This window comes from Streptomyces sp. NPDC002209 (assembly GCF_042890265.1).
Taxonomy (GTDB): domain Bacteria; phylum Actinomycetota; class Actinomycetes; order Streptomycetales; family Streptomycetaceae; genus Streptomyces.
Map to the genome: position 1 here is coordinate 140,058 of NZ_JBIARX010000008.1, position 20,050 is coordinate 160,107.

The 20,050-nt window shown below is 71.3% G+C and carries 5 protein-coding genes and 1 pseudogene; 5 read left to right on the forward strand and 1 reads right to left on the reverse strand.

Going from position 1 to position 20,050, the window contains the following annotated elements; genetic code table 11:
* Positions 1 to 30 precede the first annotated feature (30 nt).
* The 4 genes and pseudogenes from ACFYXK_RS18110 to ACFYXK_RS18125 form a co-directional block, all read left to right on the forward strand.
* Positions 31 to 11,421: pseudogene (locus tag ACFYXK_RS18110) on the forward strand (type I polyketide synthase); the annotation flags it as partial.
* A gap of 379 nt (positions 11,422 to 11,800) precedes the next feature.
* Positions 11,801 to 13,591 carry an MFS transporter gene (locus tag ACFYXK_RS18115; RefSeq protein ID WP_389411977.1) on the forward strand — a complete coding sequence of 597 codons (1,791 nt, stop codon included), beginning with the start codon at positions 11,801 to 11,803 and terminating at the stop codon, positions 13,589 to 13,591.
* 109 nt (positions 13,592 to 13,700) lie between these two features.
* A complete protein-coding gene (locus ACFYXK_RS18120; RefSeq protein ID WP_389412117.1) occupies positions 13,701 to 15,728 on the forward strand; it encodes a HelD family protein in 2,028 nt (675 codons plus the stop codon).
* 374 nt (positions 15,729 to 16,102) lie between these two features.
* Entirely contained in the window at positions 16,103 to 16,867 is a 765-nt protein-coding gene (locus ACFYXK_RS18125; RefSeq protein ID WP_389411978.1) for a response regulator transcription factor, read from the forward strand.
* Between the two features lie 467 nt (positions 16,868 to 17,334).
* Here the strand turns inward: ACFYXK_RS18125 and ACFYXK_RS18130 are convergent, their stop codons facing one another.
* Positions 17,335 to 17,553: a hypothetical protein gene (locus ACFYXK_RS18130; protein ID WP_389411979.1), complete on the reverse strand. Its 219-nt coding sequence runs from the start codon at positions 17,551 to 17,553 to the stop codon at positions 17,335 to 17,337.
* Between the two features lie 332 nt (positions 17,554 to 17,885).
* On the opposite strand from ACFYXK_RS18130, the gene ACFYXK_RS18135 reads away from it, so the two are divergent.
* Positions 17,886 to 19,937: a thioredoxin domain-containing protein gene (locus tag ACFYXK_RS18135; protein WP_389411980.1), complete on the forward strand. Its 2,052-nt coding sequence runs from the start codon at positions 17,886 to 17,888 to the stop codon at positions 19,935 to 19,937.
* Positions 19,938 to 20,050 lie beyond the last annotated feature (113 nt).

Below are 20,050 nucleotides of genomic sequence, written 5' to 3' on the forward strand. Positions count from 1 at the left end.
GAGCAGAAACTTCGCGACTACCTCAAGCGGGCAACGGTCGACCTGCGGGAGAGCCGTCAGCGTGTGCAGGATCTGGAGGAGCGCGCACACGAGCCGATCGCGATCGTGGGCATGGCGTGCCGGCTGCCGGGCGGCATCGCCTCCCCGGAGGACCTGTGGGAGCTGCTGAGCACCGAACGCGACGCGGTCGGTCCCTTCCCGGAGGGCCGCGGCTGGAACCTGGAGGACCTGTACCACCCGGACCCCGACCACCTCGGGACCTCGTACGCCCGCGAAGGCGGCTTCCTGTACGAGGCGGACCGCTTCGACGCCGAGTTCTTCGGCATCAGCCCCCGCGAGGCGGCGGCGATGGATCCCCAGCAGCGCCTGCTGCTGGAGACGGGCTGGGAGGCCTTCGAACACGCGGGCATCGCCCCGACCGCGCTGAGGGGCACCCGTACCGGGGTGTACATGGGCGTCATGTACGACGACTACGGCTCCCGGGTCCCCCAGGCGCCCGAGGTCTTCGAGGGCTACCTGCTGACCGGAAGCGCGGGCAGCGTCGCGTCGGGCCGTCTGTCCTACACCTTCGGCCTGGAGGGGCCGGCGGTGACGGTCGACACCGCGTGTTCCTCCTCGCTCGTCGCGCTCCACCTCGCCGCCCAGTCGCTGCGCCAGGGCGAGTGCTCGATGGCACTCGCCGGTGGTGTGACGGTGATGGCGACACCGGGCACGTTCGTGGAGTTCTCCCGTCAGCGCGGGCTGGCGCCGGACGGGCGGTGCAAGGCGTTCTCGTCGTCGGCGGACGGCACGGGCTGGGCCGAGGGCGTGGGCGTGCTGGTGCTGGAGCGGCTCTCGGACGCGGAGCGCAGCGGGCACCGGGTGCTCGCGGTGATCCGCGGTTCCGCCGTGAACCAGGACGGTGCGAGCAGCCAGCTGACCGCGCCGAACGGGCCGTCGCAGGAGCGGGTCATCCGGGCCGCGCTGGCCAACGCCCGCCTGTCGGCGTCCGAGGTGGACGCCGTGGAGGCGCACGGAACGGGCACGCGGCTGGGTGATCCGATCGAGGCGCAGGCGCTGCTGTCCGCCTACGGCCAGGCCCGCGGGGACGACAACCCGTTGTGGCTGGGTTCTCTCAAGTCGAACATCGGCCACACGCAGGCCGCGGCGGGTGTCGCGGGCGTGATCAAGATGGTCATGGCGATGCGCAACGGGGTCATGCCCTCGACCCTGCACGTGGAGGAGCCCACCCCCGAGGTCGACTGGTCGGCGGGCACGGTGAAACTGCTGACGCAGGCCCGGCAGTGGCCGGAGCTCGACCGTCCGCGCCGTACGGGCGTGTCGTCCTTCGGGATCAGCGGGACCAACGCGCACGTGATCCTCGAAGAGGCGCCGCGCGAGGGTGCTGGCGAACCGGCGACAGGACCGGACGCGTCGGGCCGACCGGCGCTGCCGGCACCGTGGTTGCTCTCGGCCAAGTCGGAGGCCGCGCTGCAGGCACAGGCGAGCCGGCTGCTGGCCTGGCTCGCCGACCACCCCGAGGCGGATGACGCCGATGTCGCCGGAGTCCTGACCACCGCGCGCGCTCAGCTGGGCCGGCGCGGCGCGGTGCTCGGCGCCGACCGGGCCGCTCTGCTCGCCGGCCTCACGGCCCTGGCCGCGGGTTCGGCATCCCCGCATGTGGTGTCGGATGTCGCCACCACCGGCGAGACGGCCTTCCTGTTCACCGGTCAGGGCGCCCAACGTCTCGGCATGGGCGCGGGGCTGGCCGCCGCGTTCCCCGTGTTCGCCGCTGCCCTCGACGAAGTGTGCGCGGAATTCGACGCCCTGCTGGGGGTGTCACTGCGCGAGGTCATGTTCGGCGGGACCGGTGGTGCCGGGAACGGCGCCGGCGACACCGAGCGCAAGGCCCTGCTCGACCGGACGGAACTCACGCAGCCTGCGCTGTTCGCGTTCGAGGTGGCGCTGTACCGCCTCCTGGAGTCGTTCGGCGTGACCCCGGACGTGGTGGTCGGGCATTCGATCGGTGAGCTCGCCGCGGCCTACGTGGCCCAGGTGTGGTCGCTGGCCGACGCGTGCCGGCTCGTCGCCGCCCGCGGCCGGCTGATGGGCACGCTGCCGACCGATGGAGCGATGCTCGCCGCCGCGGTGCCGGAGGAGCGGGCGCGGGAACTGCTCGCGGCCGGGACGGTCTCGTTGGCGGCCGTGAACGCGCCCGCGGCGGTGGTGTTCTCGGGTGAGACGGCGGCGATCGTCGCGCTGGAGGACCAGCTGGCGGGCGAGGGCGTGAAGACGACCCGGCTGACGGTCAGCCACGCCTTCCACTCGGCGTTGATGGAGCCGATGCTCGCCGAGTACGAGCAGGTCGCCGGATCGGTGGCGTACCGGACGCCACGCATGGATGTGTGCTCCACGGTGTCCGGGGAGCCGGCCGGCCCCGAGCTGCTGACGCCGCAGTACTGGGTGCGGCAGGTGCGCGAGGCCGTGCGGTTCGCCCCGGCGGTGCAGTCACTCGTCGACGCGGGCGTGCGCCGGTTCGTCGAGGTGGGTCCGGACGCGGTGCTGGCGGCGATGACCCGCCAGACACTGACCGACGAGGTGGCGTCCCGCTCGCTGGTCGCGGCGGGGTCACGGCGCGGCGTCGACGAGGTCGGCCAGTTCCTGCGGTTGCTCGCCGCCGCCCACTGCTCGGGCATGACCGTCGACTGGGCGCTGCTGTCACCCGGAAGGCCGGCCACCCACCTCGACCTGCCCGTCTACGCCTTCCAGCAGCGCCGTTACTGGGTGCAGCCCGACGAGGACGCGCTCGGTGACATGGGCCGCGCCGGTCTCTCCTCGCTCGACCATCCGATGCTGCGCGTCGCCGCGCCGCTCGCCGGTCGCGACGAATGGCTGTTCAGCGGCAGGCTCTCCACCACCGACCAGCCGTGGATCGCCGACCACACGGCCTTCGGCTCGGTGCTCCTGCCCGGCACCGGGTTCGTGGATCTCGCGCTGGCCGCGGGGCGCCGCCTGGAACTGCCCGTCGTGGACGAACTCGTCCTGGAGACGCCGCTGCTGTTCGACGGTGCCGCTGCCGTGGACGTGCAGGTCTCGGTGACCGAGCCCGACCACACCGGCCGTCGGCGCCTGTCGATCCACTCGCGTGCCGTCACCGCCGCCGCGGGGTCCGACCCGGGCGAGCCGGACTGGACGCTGCACGCCACCGGCACCCTCGCCCCCGCCGACGGCGTGACGCCGGCCTGGACCGACCCCGACTGGCCGCCGGCCGACGGCACGCCGATCGACGGAACGCGTCTGTACGACCGGCTCGCCGACCTGGGATTCGGCTACGGCCCGAGCTTCCAGGACGTGAGCGACGCCTGGACCGATGGCGACGACGTCTTCGCCGAGGTGGCCCTGGACGAGGCGACGGCGGGCCGGGCGGCGGGCTTCGGGGTGCACCCGGCGCTCCTGGACGCGACCTTCCACGCTGCCATCGACGTGCTCGCCGAGGACCTCCCCGACGGCAGGCTCCCGCTTCCGTTCTCCTTCAACGGCGTCCGCGTGTTCCGCCCCGGCGCCACCGCGGTCCGCGCCCGCATCATCCGTTCGGGTTCCGAGAAGGTACGCATCGACGCCTGCGACGCCACCGGCGCCGCGGTGCTGTCGATCGACGCCGTGCTCGCCCGCCCCGCGGACGCGACCGCTCTGGCCGGTGCCCGCAGCCCGCTCTACGCCGTCGACTGGACGGCGGTGACGGCGCCCGCGGTGCCGGACCGGCAGCTGGTCGCACTGGGCCGACCCGTCGCAGGCTGCGCCGAGACGTTCGAGGACGTCGCGGCGTTCGCGGCAGGCGGGGGCCACAGCGGCGCCGCTGTCGTCTGGTCGCCCGAAACGGCATCGGCGGACGGCGGCGACGTCCCCGCGACGATCCGCACCGCCGTGCACGACGCCCTCGCGGTGCTGCGCGACTGGCTCACCGAACCGGGCTGCGCCGACTCGACGCTGATCGTGCTGACCCGCAACGGGGCGGGTCTGCCCGGTGAGACGCCGGACCCCGCGGCAGCGGCCGTCCGCGGCCTGGTACGCAGTGCGCAGTCGGAACACCCGGGGCGCATCGTGCAGGTCGACCTCGACGACAACGACCTCGCGGACCTGCACCGGCGGATCGCCGCCGCGGTCGCCGCGGACGAACCGCAGCTCGCGGTCCGCGGCGGCGCCACGCTGGCACCGCGGCTGATCCGTGCGACCGCCCTCGAACCGGCCGGCGGGCACTTCGGTGACGGCACGGTCCTGATCACCGGCGGCGCAGGCGGACTGGGCGCCGTCACCGCACGCCACCTGGTCACCCGGCACGGGGTGCGCAGCCTGTTGCTCGTCTCGCGCCGCGGCTCGGCCGCGCCGGGTGTCGAGGAGCTGGTCACCGAGCTGACCGCGCTGGGCGCCGACGTACGCGTCGCCGCGTGCGACGTCAGCGATCGCGCCGCGGTCGCGGCGCTGCTGGAATCCGTACCGGCGCACGAACCGGTGACCGCCGTCGTGCACACCGCGGGCGTGGTCGACGACGGCACCATCGAAACCCTCACCGCCGAGCAGGTGGATCGGGTGCTCGCCCCGAAGGTCGATGCCGCCTGGCACCTGCACGAGCTCACCCGCGACATGGACCTGTCGGCGTTCGTGCTGTTCTCCTCCGCCGGGCCGCTGCTCGGCGGGCAGGGCCAGGGCAACTACGCGGCCGCGAACGCGGCGATGGACGCGCTCGCCCGGGCGCGCCGCAGCGCCGGTCTGCCCGCGCATTCGCTGGCCTGGGGGCTGTGGAGGCGCGGCATGGCCGAGGCATTGAACGACCCGGGCGCCGAACACCTGGTGCGTCAGATCCGCACGCGTCTGGGTCTGTCCCCGATCGAGCCGGACACCGGCATGCAGATGTTCGACAACGCGCTGACCACCGGCGAACCGATGCCGATGACCGCGCTGCTCGACACACCCGCCCTCACCGCGCTGGGCCGGCTCGGCACGCTGCCCGCGCTGCTGCGCGGCCTGATTCACGTACCGCCGCGCGGCCAGGTCGCCGACAGCCCGTTGCGCCAGCGGTTGCTCGACGCCCCCGCCGATCAGTGGGAGGCGCTGATCCGGGGCGAGGTCCGCGCGATCGCCGCCGCGGTCCTCGGCCACGAGTCGGCCGACGCCGTCGACCCCGAGACACCGTTCACGGATCTGGGCTTCGACTCGCTCGGCGGAGTCGAGTTCCGCAACCGGGTGACCGCCGCCACCGGTGTTCAGCTTCCGTCCACGCTGGTGTTCGACTATCCGACCGCCGCCGCTGTCGCGGGCTTCCTGCGAACCAGGGTCGACGGTTCGGAGCCGGCGCGACCGCGCCGCGCCTCGACCGGAGCCAAGGCCAGGGCCGACGAGCCGATCGCGATCGTCGGCATGAGCTGCCGGTATCCCGGCGGCGTCGAGAATCCCGACCAGCTCTGGGAACTGATCGACGGGCGCGTCGACGCGATCACCCCGATCCCGGGCGACCGCGGCTGGGACCTCGACCGCCTGTACGACACCGACCCCGGCAAACCGGGCAAGATCTACACCCGGGAAGGCGGATTCCTGCATGCCGCAGGTGACTTCGACGCCGCCTTCTTCGGAATCGGACCCCGCGAGGCAGCGGCGATGGACCCGCAGCAGCGGCTGCTGCTCGAGGCGTCCTGGGAAGCGCTCGAAGACGCCGGCATCGATCCGACCTCACTGCGGGGCAGCGATACCGGGGTGTACGCGGGCGTCATGTACCAGGACTACGGCTACAACGCCCGCGAGGCCGCCGGCGGTGCCGCGGAAGGCTATCTGGCGACCGGATCGGCCGGCAGCGTCGTCTCCGGCCGGGTGTCCTACGCCCTCGGTCTGGAAGGACCCGCGGTGACGGTGGACACGGCGTGTTCGTCGTCGCTGGTGGCCCTGCACCTGGCGGTGCAGGCACTGCGCGCCGGGGAGACGTCGCTGGTCCTGGCCAGCGGGGTGACGGTCATGTCGACCCCGCTGCTGTTCGTGGAGTTCTCCCGGCAGCGGGCGCTGTCACCGGACGGGCGCTGCAAGGCGTTCTCGAGCGCCGCGGATGGTGTCTCGTGGTCCGAGGGCGTCGGCGTGCTCGCCCTCGAACGGTTGTCCGACGCGCAGCGCAACGGGCGCCCGGTGCTGGCCGTGATCCGCGGCAGCGCGATCAACCAGGACGGCGCGAGCAACGGCCTGACCGCACCGAACGGTCCGTCCCAGGAGCGGGTGATCGCGCAGGCGCTGGTCAACGCAGGGGTGAGCGCGGCCGAGGTGGACGCGGTGGAGGCGCACGGCACCGGCACCACGCTGGGTGACCCGATCGAGGCGCAGGCGCTGATCAACGCCTACGGACAGGATCGCGCCGAGCCGCTGCGGATCGGGTCGTTGAAGTCGAACATCGGGCACACGCAGGCGGCTGCCGGTGTCGGCGGTGTGATCAAGATGGTGCAGGCGCTGCGGCACGAGACGCTGCCGTCCACCCTGCATGTCGACGCGCCGTCGCCGCACGTGGAGTGGTCGGCTGGCGCGGTACGGATCCTGACCGAGGCCGAGCCGTGGCCGGTCGGGGACCGTCCGCGCCGGGCGGGAGTGTCGTCGTTCGGGATCAGCGGGACCAACGCGCACGTGATCCTCGAAGAGGCGCCCGCGGCCGCGCCGCGGCCGGTCGATCCACCGCGCCCGGCAGCCTTGCCGTTGCTGCTGTCCGCGCGGACGCCCGACGCGCTGCGGACCCAGGCGCGCCGTCTGCACGACGCGCTGCACGAACGCCCGGAGCTCGACCTGGCCGACGTCGCGGTGACGCTGGCGCTGCACCGCGCGCAGCTCGAACAGCGCGCCGCCGTCGTGGGCCCGGACCGGGAGACGCTGCTGGCGGCCCTGGCGCGCCTGGCAGCCGACGAGCCGGGCCCGGGCATCGCCGGCGGCGCCGGTCGGACGGGCACGACAGCGTTCCTGTTCACCGGTCAGGGCGCGCAGCGGATCGGGATGGGCGCCGGGCTGTACCGGGCGTTCCCGGCCTTCGCCGCCGCGCTCGACGAGGTGTGCGCGGAGTTCGACGCACACCTGGGGCATTCGCTGCGGGACGTGATGTTCGGCGCGCAGCACACCGGCATCGGGCAGGACGCGGGTGAGACCCTGCTGGACCGCACCGAGTACGCCCAGCCCGCGTTGTTCGCGTTCGAGGTGGCGATGTACCGCCTCGTCGAGTCGTTCGGCGTGACGCCGGACGTGGTGGCCGGGCATTCGATCGGCGAGCTGGCCGCGGCGTACGTGGCCGGTGTGTGGTCCCTGCCGGACGCGTGCGAACTCGTCGCGGCCCGGGGCCGGCTGATGGGGGCGCTGCCGGCGGGCGGGAGCATGCTGGCCGCCGCGGTGCCGGAGGAGCGGGCCGTGGAGCTGCTGGCGGCGGCTCATGCCGACCCGGCTGCCGGCGAGGTCTCGCTGGCCGCTGTGAACGCCCCCGACGCGGTGGTCTTCTCCGGAAACACCGAGGCGATATCCACGCTCGAGTCGAGGCTGGTGGCCGAGGGCGTCAAGACCAGCAGGCTGCGGGTGAGCCACGCGTTCCACTCCGCCCTGATGGATCCGATGCTGACCGAGTTCGCGCAGACCGCCGCGGGCCTGACGTACCACGAGCCGCGCATACCCCTGTGCTCCACGGTCTCCGGCGCGTTCGCCGGCGATGCGTTGGGTACGCCCGAGTACTGGGTGCGGCAGGTGCGCGAGGCAGTGCGCTTCGCCCCGGCGGTGCAGTCACTGCTCGATTCGGGTGTACGCCTGTTCGTCGAGCTGGGCCCGGACGCGGTGCTGACGACCATGACCCGCGCCGCTCTGCCGGCAGACCTCGCGGCGCGCACGTCGGTGGTCGCGGGCTCCCGTCGCACGGTCGCCGAACCCGAGCAGCTGGCCGCCGCGCTGGCAACCGCGCACTGTGCGGGCCGGCCGGTGCGGTGGGCGGCCTACTTCGGAGCCCGACCGCAGGCACGGATCACCTTGCCCGCCTATCCCTTCCAGCACGAACGATTCTGGCTGCTGCCCGCGGAGGCCGCCGCGCCGCACGCCGGCGCCGACTCCGTCGACCATCCGCTGCTGCACGCCCGGGTACAGCTCGCCGGCAAGGACGAGTGGCTGTTCACCGGCAGGCTCTCGCTGCGCACGCACCCCTGGCTCGCCGACCACGCCGTCTTCGGCGCGGTCTTGATGCCCGGTACCGGATTCGTGGAACTGGCTCTGGCCGCCGGTGCCCGGCTCGGCGTGCCGCGCCTGGCGGAACTGGTGCTCGCGGAGCCGCTGGTTCTCACGCCCGACGGCGCCGCGGACGTTCAGCTCGCCGTGGGTGAACCCGACGCCGACGGGCACCGGACCGTGGCCGTCCACGCCCGCACCGCCGACGCCTGGGTGCTGCACGCCCGTGGCCTGCTCACGCCCGCCGCGCCGGCCGCGGCGCCGGGCTGGTCCCAGGTGTGGCCTCCGGTTGCGGGCGATCCGGTCGACGGGCAGCAGGTGTACCGCGCACTCGGCGACCTCGGCTTCGGGTACGGCCCGGTGTTCCAGGGCGTTCGCGCCGCGTGGTCGCGCGGGGAGGAAGTCTTCGCCGACCTGGCGCTCGACACCGCCACCGCAGAACGCGCCACCGCCTTCGGACTGCATCCGGCACTGCTGGACGCGGTGTTCCACGCGGCTGTCGATCCCCTCGCCGAGGGCGGGCCCGACGGCCGGGTGCCGATGCCCTTCGCCTTCGACGGCGTTCAGCTGGCACGGTCCGGCGTGGGTGCCCTGCGCGTCCGCATCGCCCGCACCGCACCGGACACCTTGTGCGTGGAGGCGGTCGACGCGACCGGCGCCCTCGTGCTGAGCATGGAGTCGGTGCGGGCCCGCCCGATCGGGCAGCAGGAGCTGGCCCGGCTGCGCGGCGCGGCACCGCTGTTCGACCTCGAGTGGGTCGCCGTGCCTGCCGCCTCCAAGGCGGACGCCGGACGCGTCGTCGTGCTCGGCGACCCGGCGACCGTCGAGGCCACAGAGCCCCTGACGCACTGTGTCGATCTCGCGGAACTCGCCGTGCTGCGGGATGTTCCCGACACGGTGGTGTGGTCGGCGCCCCGCGGAAGCGGTGACGGCGCGGCGGACGTACACGCCGGCGTGCTGGCGACGCTCGCACTGTTGCAGGGCTGGATGGGCGCCGAGCGCCCCGGCCGGCTCGCGATCGTGACGCACACGGCCGCCGGACTGCCCGGCGAGGAACCCGATCTGGTCGGGGCCGCCGTGGCGGGCCTGGTGCGCAGCGCACAGTCCGAGCACCCGGGCCGGTTCCTGCTCGTCGACCACGACCGCGACGCCCTGCCGATCACGTCGCTCGCCGATGCCGTGGCCCAGGACGAACCGTACGTGGCCGTTCGTGGCGGTCGGCTCCTGGCACCGCGACTGCAGCCGCTGTCCGCCGCCGAACCGGGCGTGCCACTGTCGTTCGACCACGGCACGGTGCTCATCACCGGCGGCACCGGCGGAATCGGCGCGATCGTCGCCCGGCACCTGGTCGCCGCGCACGGCGCACGACGACTGCTGCTGACATCGCGGCGCGGCGGCGCCGCGGACGGCGCCGCCGAACTGGTCGCCGAGCTGACCGACCTCGGCGCCCACGTCCGGATCGTGGCGTGCGACGTCACCGAACGCAGCGCCGTCCAAGCCCTGCTGGCCGACATCGACACCGACGCCCCGCTGACCGCCGTCATCCACGCGGCGGGCGTTCTGGACGACGGCACGATCGACACCCTCACCACCGCGCAGACGACACGGGTGCTGGCACCGAAGATCGACGCGGCACTGCACCTGCACGAGCTGACCCGCGATCTGGACCTGTCGGCGTTCGTACTGTTCTCGTCCGCGGCGCCGTTGCTCGGTGGGCAAGGACAGGGCAACTACGCCGCCGCGAACAGCGCGCTGGACGCGCTGGCGCGCGTGCGGCACAGCGCGGGCCTGCCCGCGCACTCGCTGGCCTGGGGACTGTGGACCGTCGGCATGGCAGGGGCACTCAGCGGGGACGGTGCCGAGCAGTACGCCCGCCAGATCCGGGCCAGGCTGGGCCTGGTCCCGATCGACCCGGAGTCCGGGATGGCGCTGTTCGACAACGCACTCGCGACCGGTCGGGCGACACCGATGACGGCACTGCTGGACACGGCGGCGCTCACCGACCTGGCGCGCGGCGGCACACTGCCCGCGGTTCTGCGCGGCATGGTCCGGGTTCCCCGGGCGGCCGCGAGCACCGGTGTCAGCCTGGCGCGGCAGCTGGCCGCGGTGCCCGACGCCGATCGTGACGGTGTCATCCTGCGAGAGGTGCGCAACGTCGCCTCGGCGGTCCTCGGCCACCTGTCCGGCGACGCGATCGACCCGCACGCGCCGTTCACCGAGCTCGGTTTCGACTCCCTCGGTGCCGTCGAATTCCGCAACCGGCTCGCACAGCTGACCGGGCTGGCGTTGCCGTCGACGCTGATCTTCGACCACCCGACCGCCGCCGATGTGGCGAAGCTGGTGGGATCGCAGATCGAGGAATCCGACACCGGCGTGGTCGAGCAGGCACCGGCCGGCGTGCGCGGCACGATCACCGACCTGGTGTCGGCGGCGCATCGCCGCGGTGATCTGGCGGGGGCGATGCCCCTGCTGATCGCGAGCTCGGCCCTCATGGCCACGTACTCGGCCGACGAGGCCGCCGTACAGCGCCCGGCTGCGTCGCAGCTCCTGGCGCGCGGCGCCGCGGCACCGGCACTGATGTGCATCCCCTCGTTCCTGGCGGGATCGGGCCCCCACCAGTTCGCCCGGCTGGCTCGCGAACTGGGCGGCGAGCGGCAGGTCAGTGCGTTGCGGCTGCCCGGTATGCGCCCGGGCGACGACCTGCCGGCGACCTGGGAGGCGGCGATCGGGAGCCTCGCCGCGGCCGTCGCGTCGGAACGCGAGCGAGGCCCGGTGGCGCTCATCGGCTATTCGGCCGGTGGTGCGATCGCCCATGCGGTCGCCCGGCGGCTCGAGGACGACGGCGTCGAGCTCGCGGGCGTCGCGATGATCGACACCTATTCCCCGGAAGAGCACGAACTCAACCGCCTCGTGCTCACCAACGCGCTGGGGCAGATCCTGTCCCGGGACAACGCACTGACCCCCGTCGACGACCAGGGCCTGGTCTCCATGGGCGGCTACGTGCGGATATACCCCGAGCGCAAGGCCGAGCCGATCGCCGCGCCGACGCTGAACCTGCGGGCCACCGTGACGCTGAGGAGCTTCGGGGACGTCGATCCGATCCCCGACTGGCAACACCGTGGACCGGCCGAATACATCGAGGCAGATCACTTCTCGATCATCGAGGAAAAGGTGGCGGAAACCGCCGCGCACCTGCGGCGCTGGCTCGATTCGCTCAGCGGCCACTGATATCCGAACCGTTGGATTCGAGGACACATGACAATCGACACATGACAGCGGTCAGGTAATTCCCCGAATTCTCCACGATCCGCATGATCGGCGTCAGCCAATTCCCCGCCCCCGTGGTCACGACGGCCCAGCGGGACGCCGACGCCGGTCATGCGGCCGGCCAAGCCCGAACCGGAGCCTTCCTGGAGTATCGGTCGAGTTCTCCAGGAGCATGCCGCTGCCCGGGTTGGGGAGGGCCGATCGCGTTCCGCCCCTTCGGCGGTGTCCCGCGCCGCCCGGTGCCGGACGTACAACCGTGCGACCGCACTGGACAAACTGCGCAAACACGGCATCCTGCCCGAGGTGCCCACGGGCGAAGCGGTGCGACGGCTCTGAAGACATGGAATTCGCTCGGTCGCAACCATCCGGAAGTGAAATCCTCGACTCGCAAATCCGCAGAGGCATAAATCTGCTCGGTCTGCAAATCCGGCAGAGGCATACGGTTCGTCCGGCCGCAACGGTTTCGGCGAGAAAAACCGAGCTTGACAGCGTTGTGGAGGTTGCCTATATTCCCATCGGCCAAGTCTCCGCCCACCGATATCCGAAGGTGTTCATGACCGTGCCTCCCGCATTGCCGAAGTCCAGGCAGCAGTTAATCCTTTCCATTCTCATGCTGTGTTCGCTGCTGATCTGGATAGAAAACACCGTCCTGAGTACCACGCTGGAGACCCTTGCGGACCCGGTCCGTGGACTGGGGGCCGATCCCGGTCAGCTGCAATGGGCGACCGGTGCGTACACCCTGGCCTTCGCCACATTGATGTTCACCGCAGGCGCACTGGGCGATCGGTTCGGCCACCGGACCGTGTTCTCCAGCGGGTTGGCGATCTTCGCCGCGTCCTCGCTGTGGGCGGCGTACGCAAGCGGTGCGGCCGAGCTGATCGCAGCTCGAGCTGCGATGGGCGTGGGCAGCGCGCTGATCACGCCCGCCATGATGGCCATCCTCATGTGGACCTTCACCGGCCCCTCGCGGGCTGCCGCGATCGGCATCTTCTCGACCTCGGCCGGTGTCGGAATGGCTGCCGGCCCGGTGCTGGCGGGATTCCTGCTCGACCACTTCTGGTGGGGCTCGGTCTTCCTGATCAACGTTCCGGTCGCGGCATTGGCATTCGTCGGGCTCGCCGTGCTGGTTCCGAATTTCCGCAGCCCCACTCGGCGGCCGCTGGACCCCGCTGGAATGCTGCTGTCGATCAGTGGGCTCGTGGCGCTGGCCTACGGGCTGATCAGGGCGGGGCAGGTGGCGGCGTGGGGTCGTACCGACGTTTGGGCGCCGATCGTCGTCGGTCTGGTCCTGCTGGCCGTTTTCGTACTCGTCGAACTGCGCCTCAAGGCGCCCAGCTTTGATCCGCGACTGTTCGCCCAACGCGCATTCGGCGGCGGCAACGTGGCGCTCGGACTGCTGCTCTTCGGTGTGGCCGCCATCACCTTCTACAACGCGTTCTATCTGCAGGGCGCGCTCGGATTTTCGCCGATGAAGGCGGGTCTGGCCAACATCCCGACCGCACTCGGCGCACTCGCGGGGGCGCCCCTCGCCTCGCGCCTGGTCCGCCGTCTGCCGCTGCGCCTCGTCGCCGTGCCCGCGCTCACCGTGGCTGCACTGACCATGGGTGGGTACGCGTTCCTCGGGCTCCAGACCCCACTCGTCTGGATCGAGATCCTGCTGTTGGTGCAGGGCCTCTCGGTCGGCCTGGTGATCGGCCCCGTCACGGCCGCGTTGATCAGCGACCTGCCGCTGGAGCAGGCTGGTGCGGGATCGGCCGTCACCAACACCGTGCGACAGACCGGCAGTGTGATCGGTATCGCCGTGGGCGGCACGATCATGTCGATCATGTACCGGGGTGCGATCGAACCTTCGCTGGAGGGTGCATCCGGTCCGGTGCAGGAGCAGGCGCGAGTCTCCGCCGAACAGGCCCGCCACGTCGCCGCCACCATCCACCAGCCCTCACTTGCCGAGGCTGCCGACCACGCGTTCATCCATGCCATGCACGTCGGCGCGGGCTGGATCGCGGCCATCGCACTCCTCGGAGCGGCCGTGCTGCTGATCACCCTGCCCGCCGCCGGAAAGAAGAAGGCCCCGGCACCGCAGCCGGACCGCGAAGAGGCGCGCAGCGCCGAGGCTCGATCCACCGTGTGACGGGCCGTCCGCACAACACCGCCGGCGTCCTGGCGCGAATCGAAGGAGACCCCTGTTGGCGCAAATGAATGATCCCGCTGTGCGTGCGGTCGAATCGGAGCGGGATTATGTGTCCTCCTTGTACGAGCTGCTCACCGAGCGGATCTCCGAGGCGCGAGTACAGCGCGCGAGCGTGCTGAAGGCCCCGGCGGAAAGCGCCGGTGAGGCATACGAGAGGGAAATCGCCGCCGAGCGTCTGTCCAAGGAAATCGGCCGACTGGAGGGCGCCGAGAAGGGGCTGGTCTTCGGGCGCATCGACTGGACGGACGGCACCGCCCTGCGCATCGGGCGGATCGGACTGCAGACGGAGGAGGACGAGCTGCCTCTCCTCGTGGACTGGCGCGCGAACGCGGCGCGGCCCTTCTACGAGGCCACACCGGTCCACCCGATGGACCTGCGGCGGCGCCGGCACCTGCGCCTCGAGGAGCGCACGGTCGTCTCGGTGAGCGACGAACTGCTGGACGGGACCGCCCCGACCGACGAGGACGTCGTGGGGGACGGCCCGTTGACCGAGGCCCTGTCGGCACGGCGTACGGGCAGGATGCACGCGGCCGTCGCGACGCTGCAGGCCGAGCAGGACGAGGTCGTCCGCTCCGCCCACCGCGGGGTGACCGTGGTCCAGGGCGGCCCCGGCACCGGCAAGACGGTGGTCGCGCTGCACCGGGCGGCCTACGTCCTGTACGCGTTCCCGCGCGCCGCGCAGGAGGGTGTCCTGGTGGTGGGCCCGAACGCCCGGTTCCTCGACTACATCTCCCAGGTCCTTCCCTCGCTCGGGGAGAACGACGTCGTTCTGGCGACCTGCCGGGAACTGGCCGGGGTGTCCCCGGACGCGGTGGGCCCGTTCGACACGGCGCGCCTCAAGGGCGGCTCCGACCTCGCCGACGCCCTGGCCGGCCTGCTGCGCGCCCACCAGGCCCCCGCCGGTGACTTCACCGTGCGGGTCGGACAGGAACTGGTGCACCTCTCCGGCGAGGAGGTCGCCACGGCGCGCGACGCGGCGGTGGCGGCCGTACCGGGGCACAACCCCGCGCGCCAGGTGTTCAAGGAGCTCCTGGTCGACGCCGTCACCGACGCGATGCAACGGGACATGGGCGACCTCCTGGAACAGATCGACGCCGATACCGAACGGATGACGGGCCTCAACCTCGACCGGTTCACGGGAGTCGCCCAGCGCCGTGTCGAAGGCGCACCCGACTCGGGTCCGGCCCACGAGCTGGACCTGGACGCCATCCGAGCCGATCTCCTCGACGACGCCGGGGTCGACCGGGCGGTCGAGGCGTTGTGGCCGCGGCTGGTACCCGGTGACCTCGTGAAGGCGCTCCTGACGAACGCCGGCGCTCTCGCCGAGCACCTGCCCCGCCTGACCGCGCAGGAGCGGTCCCTTCTGCTGAGCGGTCCCGACGACCCGTGGACCGATGCCGACGTGCCGTTGCTGGACGAGGCGGCGGGCCTGGTCGACGGCGCCCCCGAGCGGACGTACGGGCACGTCGTCGTCGACGAGGCGCAGGAACTGACCGCCATGCAGTGGCGGATGATCGTCCGCCGCTGCCCGTCGAGGGCGATGACGCTGGTGGGTGACTTCGCCCAGGCGGGCCCGGTCGCGACGGCACGCGACTGGAAGGAAGCACTGAGCCCCCACGTCGGACCGCGGTTCAAACTGCACAACCTGACCGTCAGCTACCGCACGACGCAGGAGATTCTGGAGAGCGTCCGGGACCTGCTCACGCGGATCGCTCCGGACCAGAAGCCCACACGGTCACTGCGAAGCGGTGAGAGCCCCCGCACCGTGACCACACCTCCGGACGGGTTGGTCACCGCCGTCGTCTCGGAACTCCACGCCCAGAGCACCGCGCACCCGGGCGAGCTCCTGGGAGTGATCTGCGCGGACACCAGGGTGAGCGAGCTGACGGCCCGGGGCATCGCTCACCACGCACGCATCGTGCCGGCGTCCGAAGCACGCGGCCTGGAATTCGACGGGGTCGTCGTCATGAACCCCGAGGAGATCATCACGACCCGCCCCGGTGGGGAACGGGACTTGTACGTAGCCCTGACCCGGGCCACCAAGCGCCTCTGCACGATCACCGTCCAGCCCGCCTGACGGCCCGGCGCCCGCGCCGCCGTCCAGCCCGTCCAGGGCCCTGACCGCCTCGGCGGTCCTCCCCGCCGACCGCTCGAGCGCCTCCTGCGCCGGGCCGTCGGCGTCGGTGTTCCCGAGCACATCGGATCGGGGTCGTCGAACGCGCCAAACAGTTCCGCGGGACTGTGAAGCTTTCACTTCAGAGGTGCCTTGCGGGCACCTCTTGCTATTCCCCGTCCACACCGACAGCCCATCACGCACCGGCTAGTTCGGGGTGGACAGTCTCCGCGACTACGTGCCATGCTCATCTATCGAGCGTCGAACCTTCCGGATTTAAACGCGAGAGAACGGGGGATCGCTGACATGGGTAACGGGGGATCGCTGATATGAGTAGCGTGACGAACAGGTTGGCTTGGCAACCTGTTTCGAGCAGCGGAAGCCACGAAAACTACAGCAGCCAGATGGACTATTTGGCGCCCGATATATCTGGCAGACGATTTTCCCCGCAAGCCGGACGATCCCTGTTGCAGACCGAGATGGCGCTGATCATCGAAGACGACATTCGTCGATACAGCATCGAGGGAATGCTTCGTTCGCTCGGCATCCAGTCGACAGTGCGATCCATCACGGATGTCGAAGATCTCTCGACATTCTGCAACGGCCAGCTGTTCATTTCAGACAGCAATGCCTTGGGGTCCGTGCCCGGCGAGATCGCCGAAAAGCTGCGCATCCAGAACATGCATTTGCTGATCCTGGTGGATTCGGCAGACGTTGTCGAGCAATCCTGGGTCGATCATGCAAACGGTTTCCTGGACTGGGCGGATCTCCGCCCCGAAACCCTGCGCGAAGCGATCGTCGACGTGAAGGCCGGACGATTTCACGTGTCGGCGACCCTGGCGCGACGATCCTTGACGGCGCCCGACCAGGCCGGTGATGACACCACCTCGAAGCGTGCCTCGATGATTGCGCTGACGGCACGTGAGCACCAGGTACTGCGCCTGATCGCCGAAGGGCTGAGCAACCGGCAGGTCGCTCGATCGCTGAGCATCTCCGAGCATGGGGTCAAACGGGCAGTCGGCATCATTTTGGCCAAGCTCAACTGCCCAAATCGGACTCTAGCGGTCGTTCGGGCCATGGAGTCGGGGCTCCTCGTCATGTGACGTATCGACCGATCGGCAGCGCTCTGTCCGTCGGCACGGCCGGTCCCCCGGGCACGGCCTGCCGCTGCTTGACGAGCAAGCCGCAGAGGGCCGGGGCATTCACGAATGCCCCGGCCCTTGAATCTGTTGACCCAGCCGCATCTGGATTTCGGCGAATGCCTCGAACGATGTTGCTTTCGATTGCGTTGCCCGGTGCTTTTTCCCCGGCCCGGGAGGCCGGCTCGAAATGCGCGCGTTCGCGTCGGAGCGCCCTTGGTTCCTTCTCGCCGGGCCGACCTGTCGGCCCGCTGCCGCAGTCGGCTTTTCTTCGGCCGGATTCGGCAGGAGCACGGACTCGCCCCTGATCCGTTCGTCGATCGACCAGGTCGGAAAATCGCCTCGGCGGGCCGCAGGGTCTTGAGATCCTCTTCCCGGCCGAAGGGCCGCCGTCCACTGTGCGGGAGGCCGTCGAGGATTCGGTCCTGGTGTCAGTCGCGAATGCGGCGCCACTTCTCGAGGGACTCCGCCTTGTTGGACACCGTCATGACGCCGGTCTTGATGGTCTCGCTCTCCTCGGTGGGATCCCTCGGGCCGAAGGGTGTGGAGAGGCGCCGAATCGTTCCGAGAACCAGGGTGTCCGCGAAATCTCCCCGGTCGCGGTCCGCGCGCTGAATTCGGTCCCGGTAGATACAGATGACCCCGTCCATCGGATAGCGCTGCGAGGTATTCCCGCACCGCAGGTCGCGAAAGCCTCGGCTGAAAGCCGAAGCGGGGCAGCATGCGCCTCGAATTTCGGTCGAGGTGTACGCTGCCCGGCTTCGAGGCCGACAAGTCATTTGTCGGTGTGGCGGTGGGCGACGATGACCGCTCCGTGGCGAGCCGCGTTCTTGTCGCCCGGCCGCAGAAGACCGTCGGGTGGCGCCCGGCCGGCGGGCCTGCCTCACGGGTCGGGATCGCCCGGGCCCGTCTCCTCCGCCGGGGCGGTGGTCCGGCCCCCGATTGCAGGGCCTGACGCTCCGGATCATGCGACGATGCCGATATGAATCGACTGGCTGACTCCCAGTCGCCTTACCTGCTCCAGCACGCCACCAACCCAGTGGACTGGTGGCCGTGGGGAGAGGCGGCGATGACAGAAGCGAAGCGGCGGGGCGTACCCATCCTCTTGAGCGTGGGCTATGCGTCCTGCCACTGGTGCCATGTCATGGCGCACGAGTCGTTCGAGGACGAGCTGGCCGCCGCCTACATGAACGAGCACTTCGTCAACATCAAGGTGGACCGCGAGGAGCGGCCCGACGTCGATGCCGTCTACATGGAGGCCGTGCAGGCCGCCACCGGGCAGGGCGGGTGGCCCATGACCGTGTTCCTCACCCCCGATGCCGAGCCCTTCTACTTCGGGACCTACTTCCCGCCCGAGCCCCGGCACGGGATGCCCTCCTTCATGCAGGTCCTCGAGGGCGTGCGGACCGCGTGGGTCGGGCGGCCCGAGGAGGTGGCCGAGGTCGCGCAGCGGATCGTACGGGACCTCGCCGGGCGGCAGTTGGACTACGGCAAGGCCGGCACCCCCGGACCCGAGGAGCTGGCGCAGGCGCTGCTCGGGCTGACGCGGGAGTACGACGCCGTCCGCGGCGGATTCGGCGGGGCGCCGAAGTTCCCGCCGTCCATGGTGCTGGAGTTCCTGCTGCGCCACCATGCGCGCACCGGGGGCGAGGGGGCGCTGCAGATGGCCGCCGACACCTGTGAGGCCATGGCCCGCGGCGGGATCTACGACCAGCTCGGCGGAGGGTTCGCGCGGTACTCCGTGGACCGGGAGTGGGTCGTGCCGCACTTCGAGAAGATGCTCTACGACAATGCGCTGCTGTGCCGCGTGTACGCGCACCTGTGGCGGGCCACCGGCTCGGACCTGGCGCGGCGCGTCGCGCTCGAGACCGCCGACTTCATGGTGCGCGAGCTGCGCACCGCCGAGGGCGGCTTCGCCTCCGCGCTCGATGCGGACAGCGAGGATCCGCTGACCGGAAAGCACGTGGAGGGTGCGTACTACGCCTGGACGCCGGCCCAGCTGGCCGAGGTGCTCGGCGAGGACGACGGGGCGCTGGCCGCCGCGTACTTCGGGGTGACGGACGAGGGCACCTTCGAGCACGGCGCGTCCGTGCTCCAGCTCCCGCAGGACGGGCCCGTCGTGGACGCCGGGGTGATCGCCGGGATCAGGGAGCGGCTGCTCGCGGCGCGCGCCGGGCGGCCCGCGCCCGGGCGGGACGACAAGGTCGTCGCCGCCTGGAACGGGCTGGCGATCGCGGCGCTCGCCGAGTGCGGGGCGTACTTCGAGCGGCCGGACCTGGTCGAGCGGGCCACCGAGGCGGCGGACCTCCTGGTCCGGGTCCACATGGACGGCCGGGCGCGGCTGGCCCGGACCAGCAAGGACGGGCACGTCGGCCCCAACGCCGGGGTGCTGGAGGACTACGGCGACGTCGCCGAGGGCTTCCTCGCGCTGGCGTCCGTGACCGGCGAGGGGGTCTGGCTGGAGTTCGCCGGGTTCCTCGTCGACCTGGTCCTGGACCGGTTCACCGCCGAGGACGGCTCCCTGTACGACACCGCGCACGACGCCGAGCGGCTCATCCGCCGGCCCCAGGACCCGACCGACACCGCGGCCCCCTCCGGCTGGACGGCCGCGGCCGGCGCGCTCCTGTCGTACGCGGCGCACACCGGCTCGCAGGCGCACCGCACCGCGGCCGAGCGGGCGCTCGGGGTGGTGCACGCGCTGGGTCCGCGCGTTCCGCGTTTCATCGGGCACGGACTGGCGGTGGCGGAGGCGTTGCTCGACGGTCCGCGCGAGGTGGCCGTGGTGGGGCATCCGGAGGATCCGGCTCTGGCCGGGATGCACCGGACGGCGTTGCTGGGGACGGCTCCCGGGGCCGTTGTGGCGGTCGGTCTGCCGCGGGCGGCCGACGGCAGCGGGGGCGAGTTCCCCCTCCTGGCCGAGCGCACACTCGTGCACGACCTTCCCACGGCGTATGTGTGTCGACATTTCGTCTGCGCGCGGCCTACGACAGATCCGGTCGAGCTTGCCGATCAGTTGGGTGCGGTTCGTCCCTGAATCTTCTGGAGTGCCGTCAATTCCGGTTACTTGTGGGCACGTTCGGAAACGCATTTTTTATCTTTGCAGCGCCTGAGCTTCATTTTTGCTGCCTAGTCTCGTGTCTTCGGGAG

Bases quoted from the DNA above. Each gene is read 5' to 3' on its own strand.
- ACFYXK_RS18130 (WP_389411979.1), bottom strand. From the start codon at position 17,553: ATGGACGGGGTCATCTGTATCTACCGGGACCGAATTCAGCGCGCGGAC.
- ACFYXK_RS18135 (WP_389411980.1), top strand. From the start codon at position 17,886: ATGAATCGACTGGCTGACTCCCAGTCGCCTTACCTGCTCCAGCACGCC.
- ACFYXK_RS18115 (WP_389411977.1), top strand. From the start codon at position 11,801: ATGGAATTCGCTCGGTCGCAACCATCCGGAAGTGAAATCCTCGACTCG.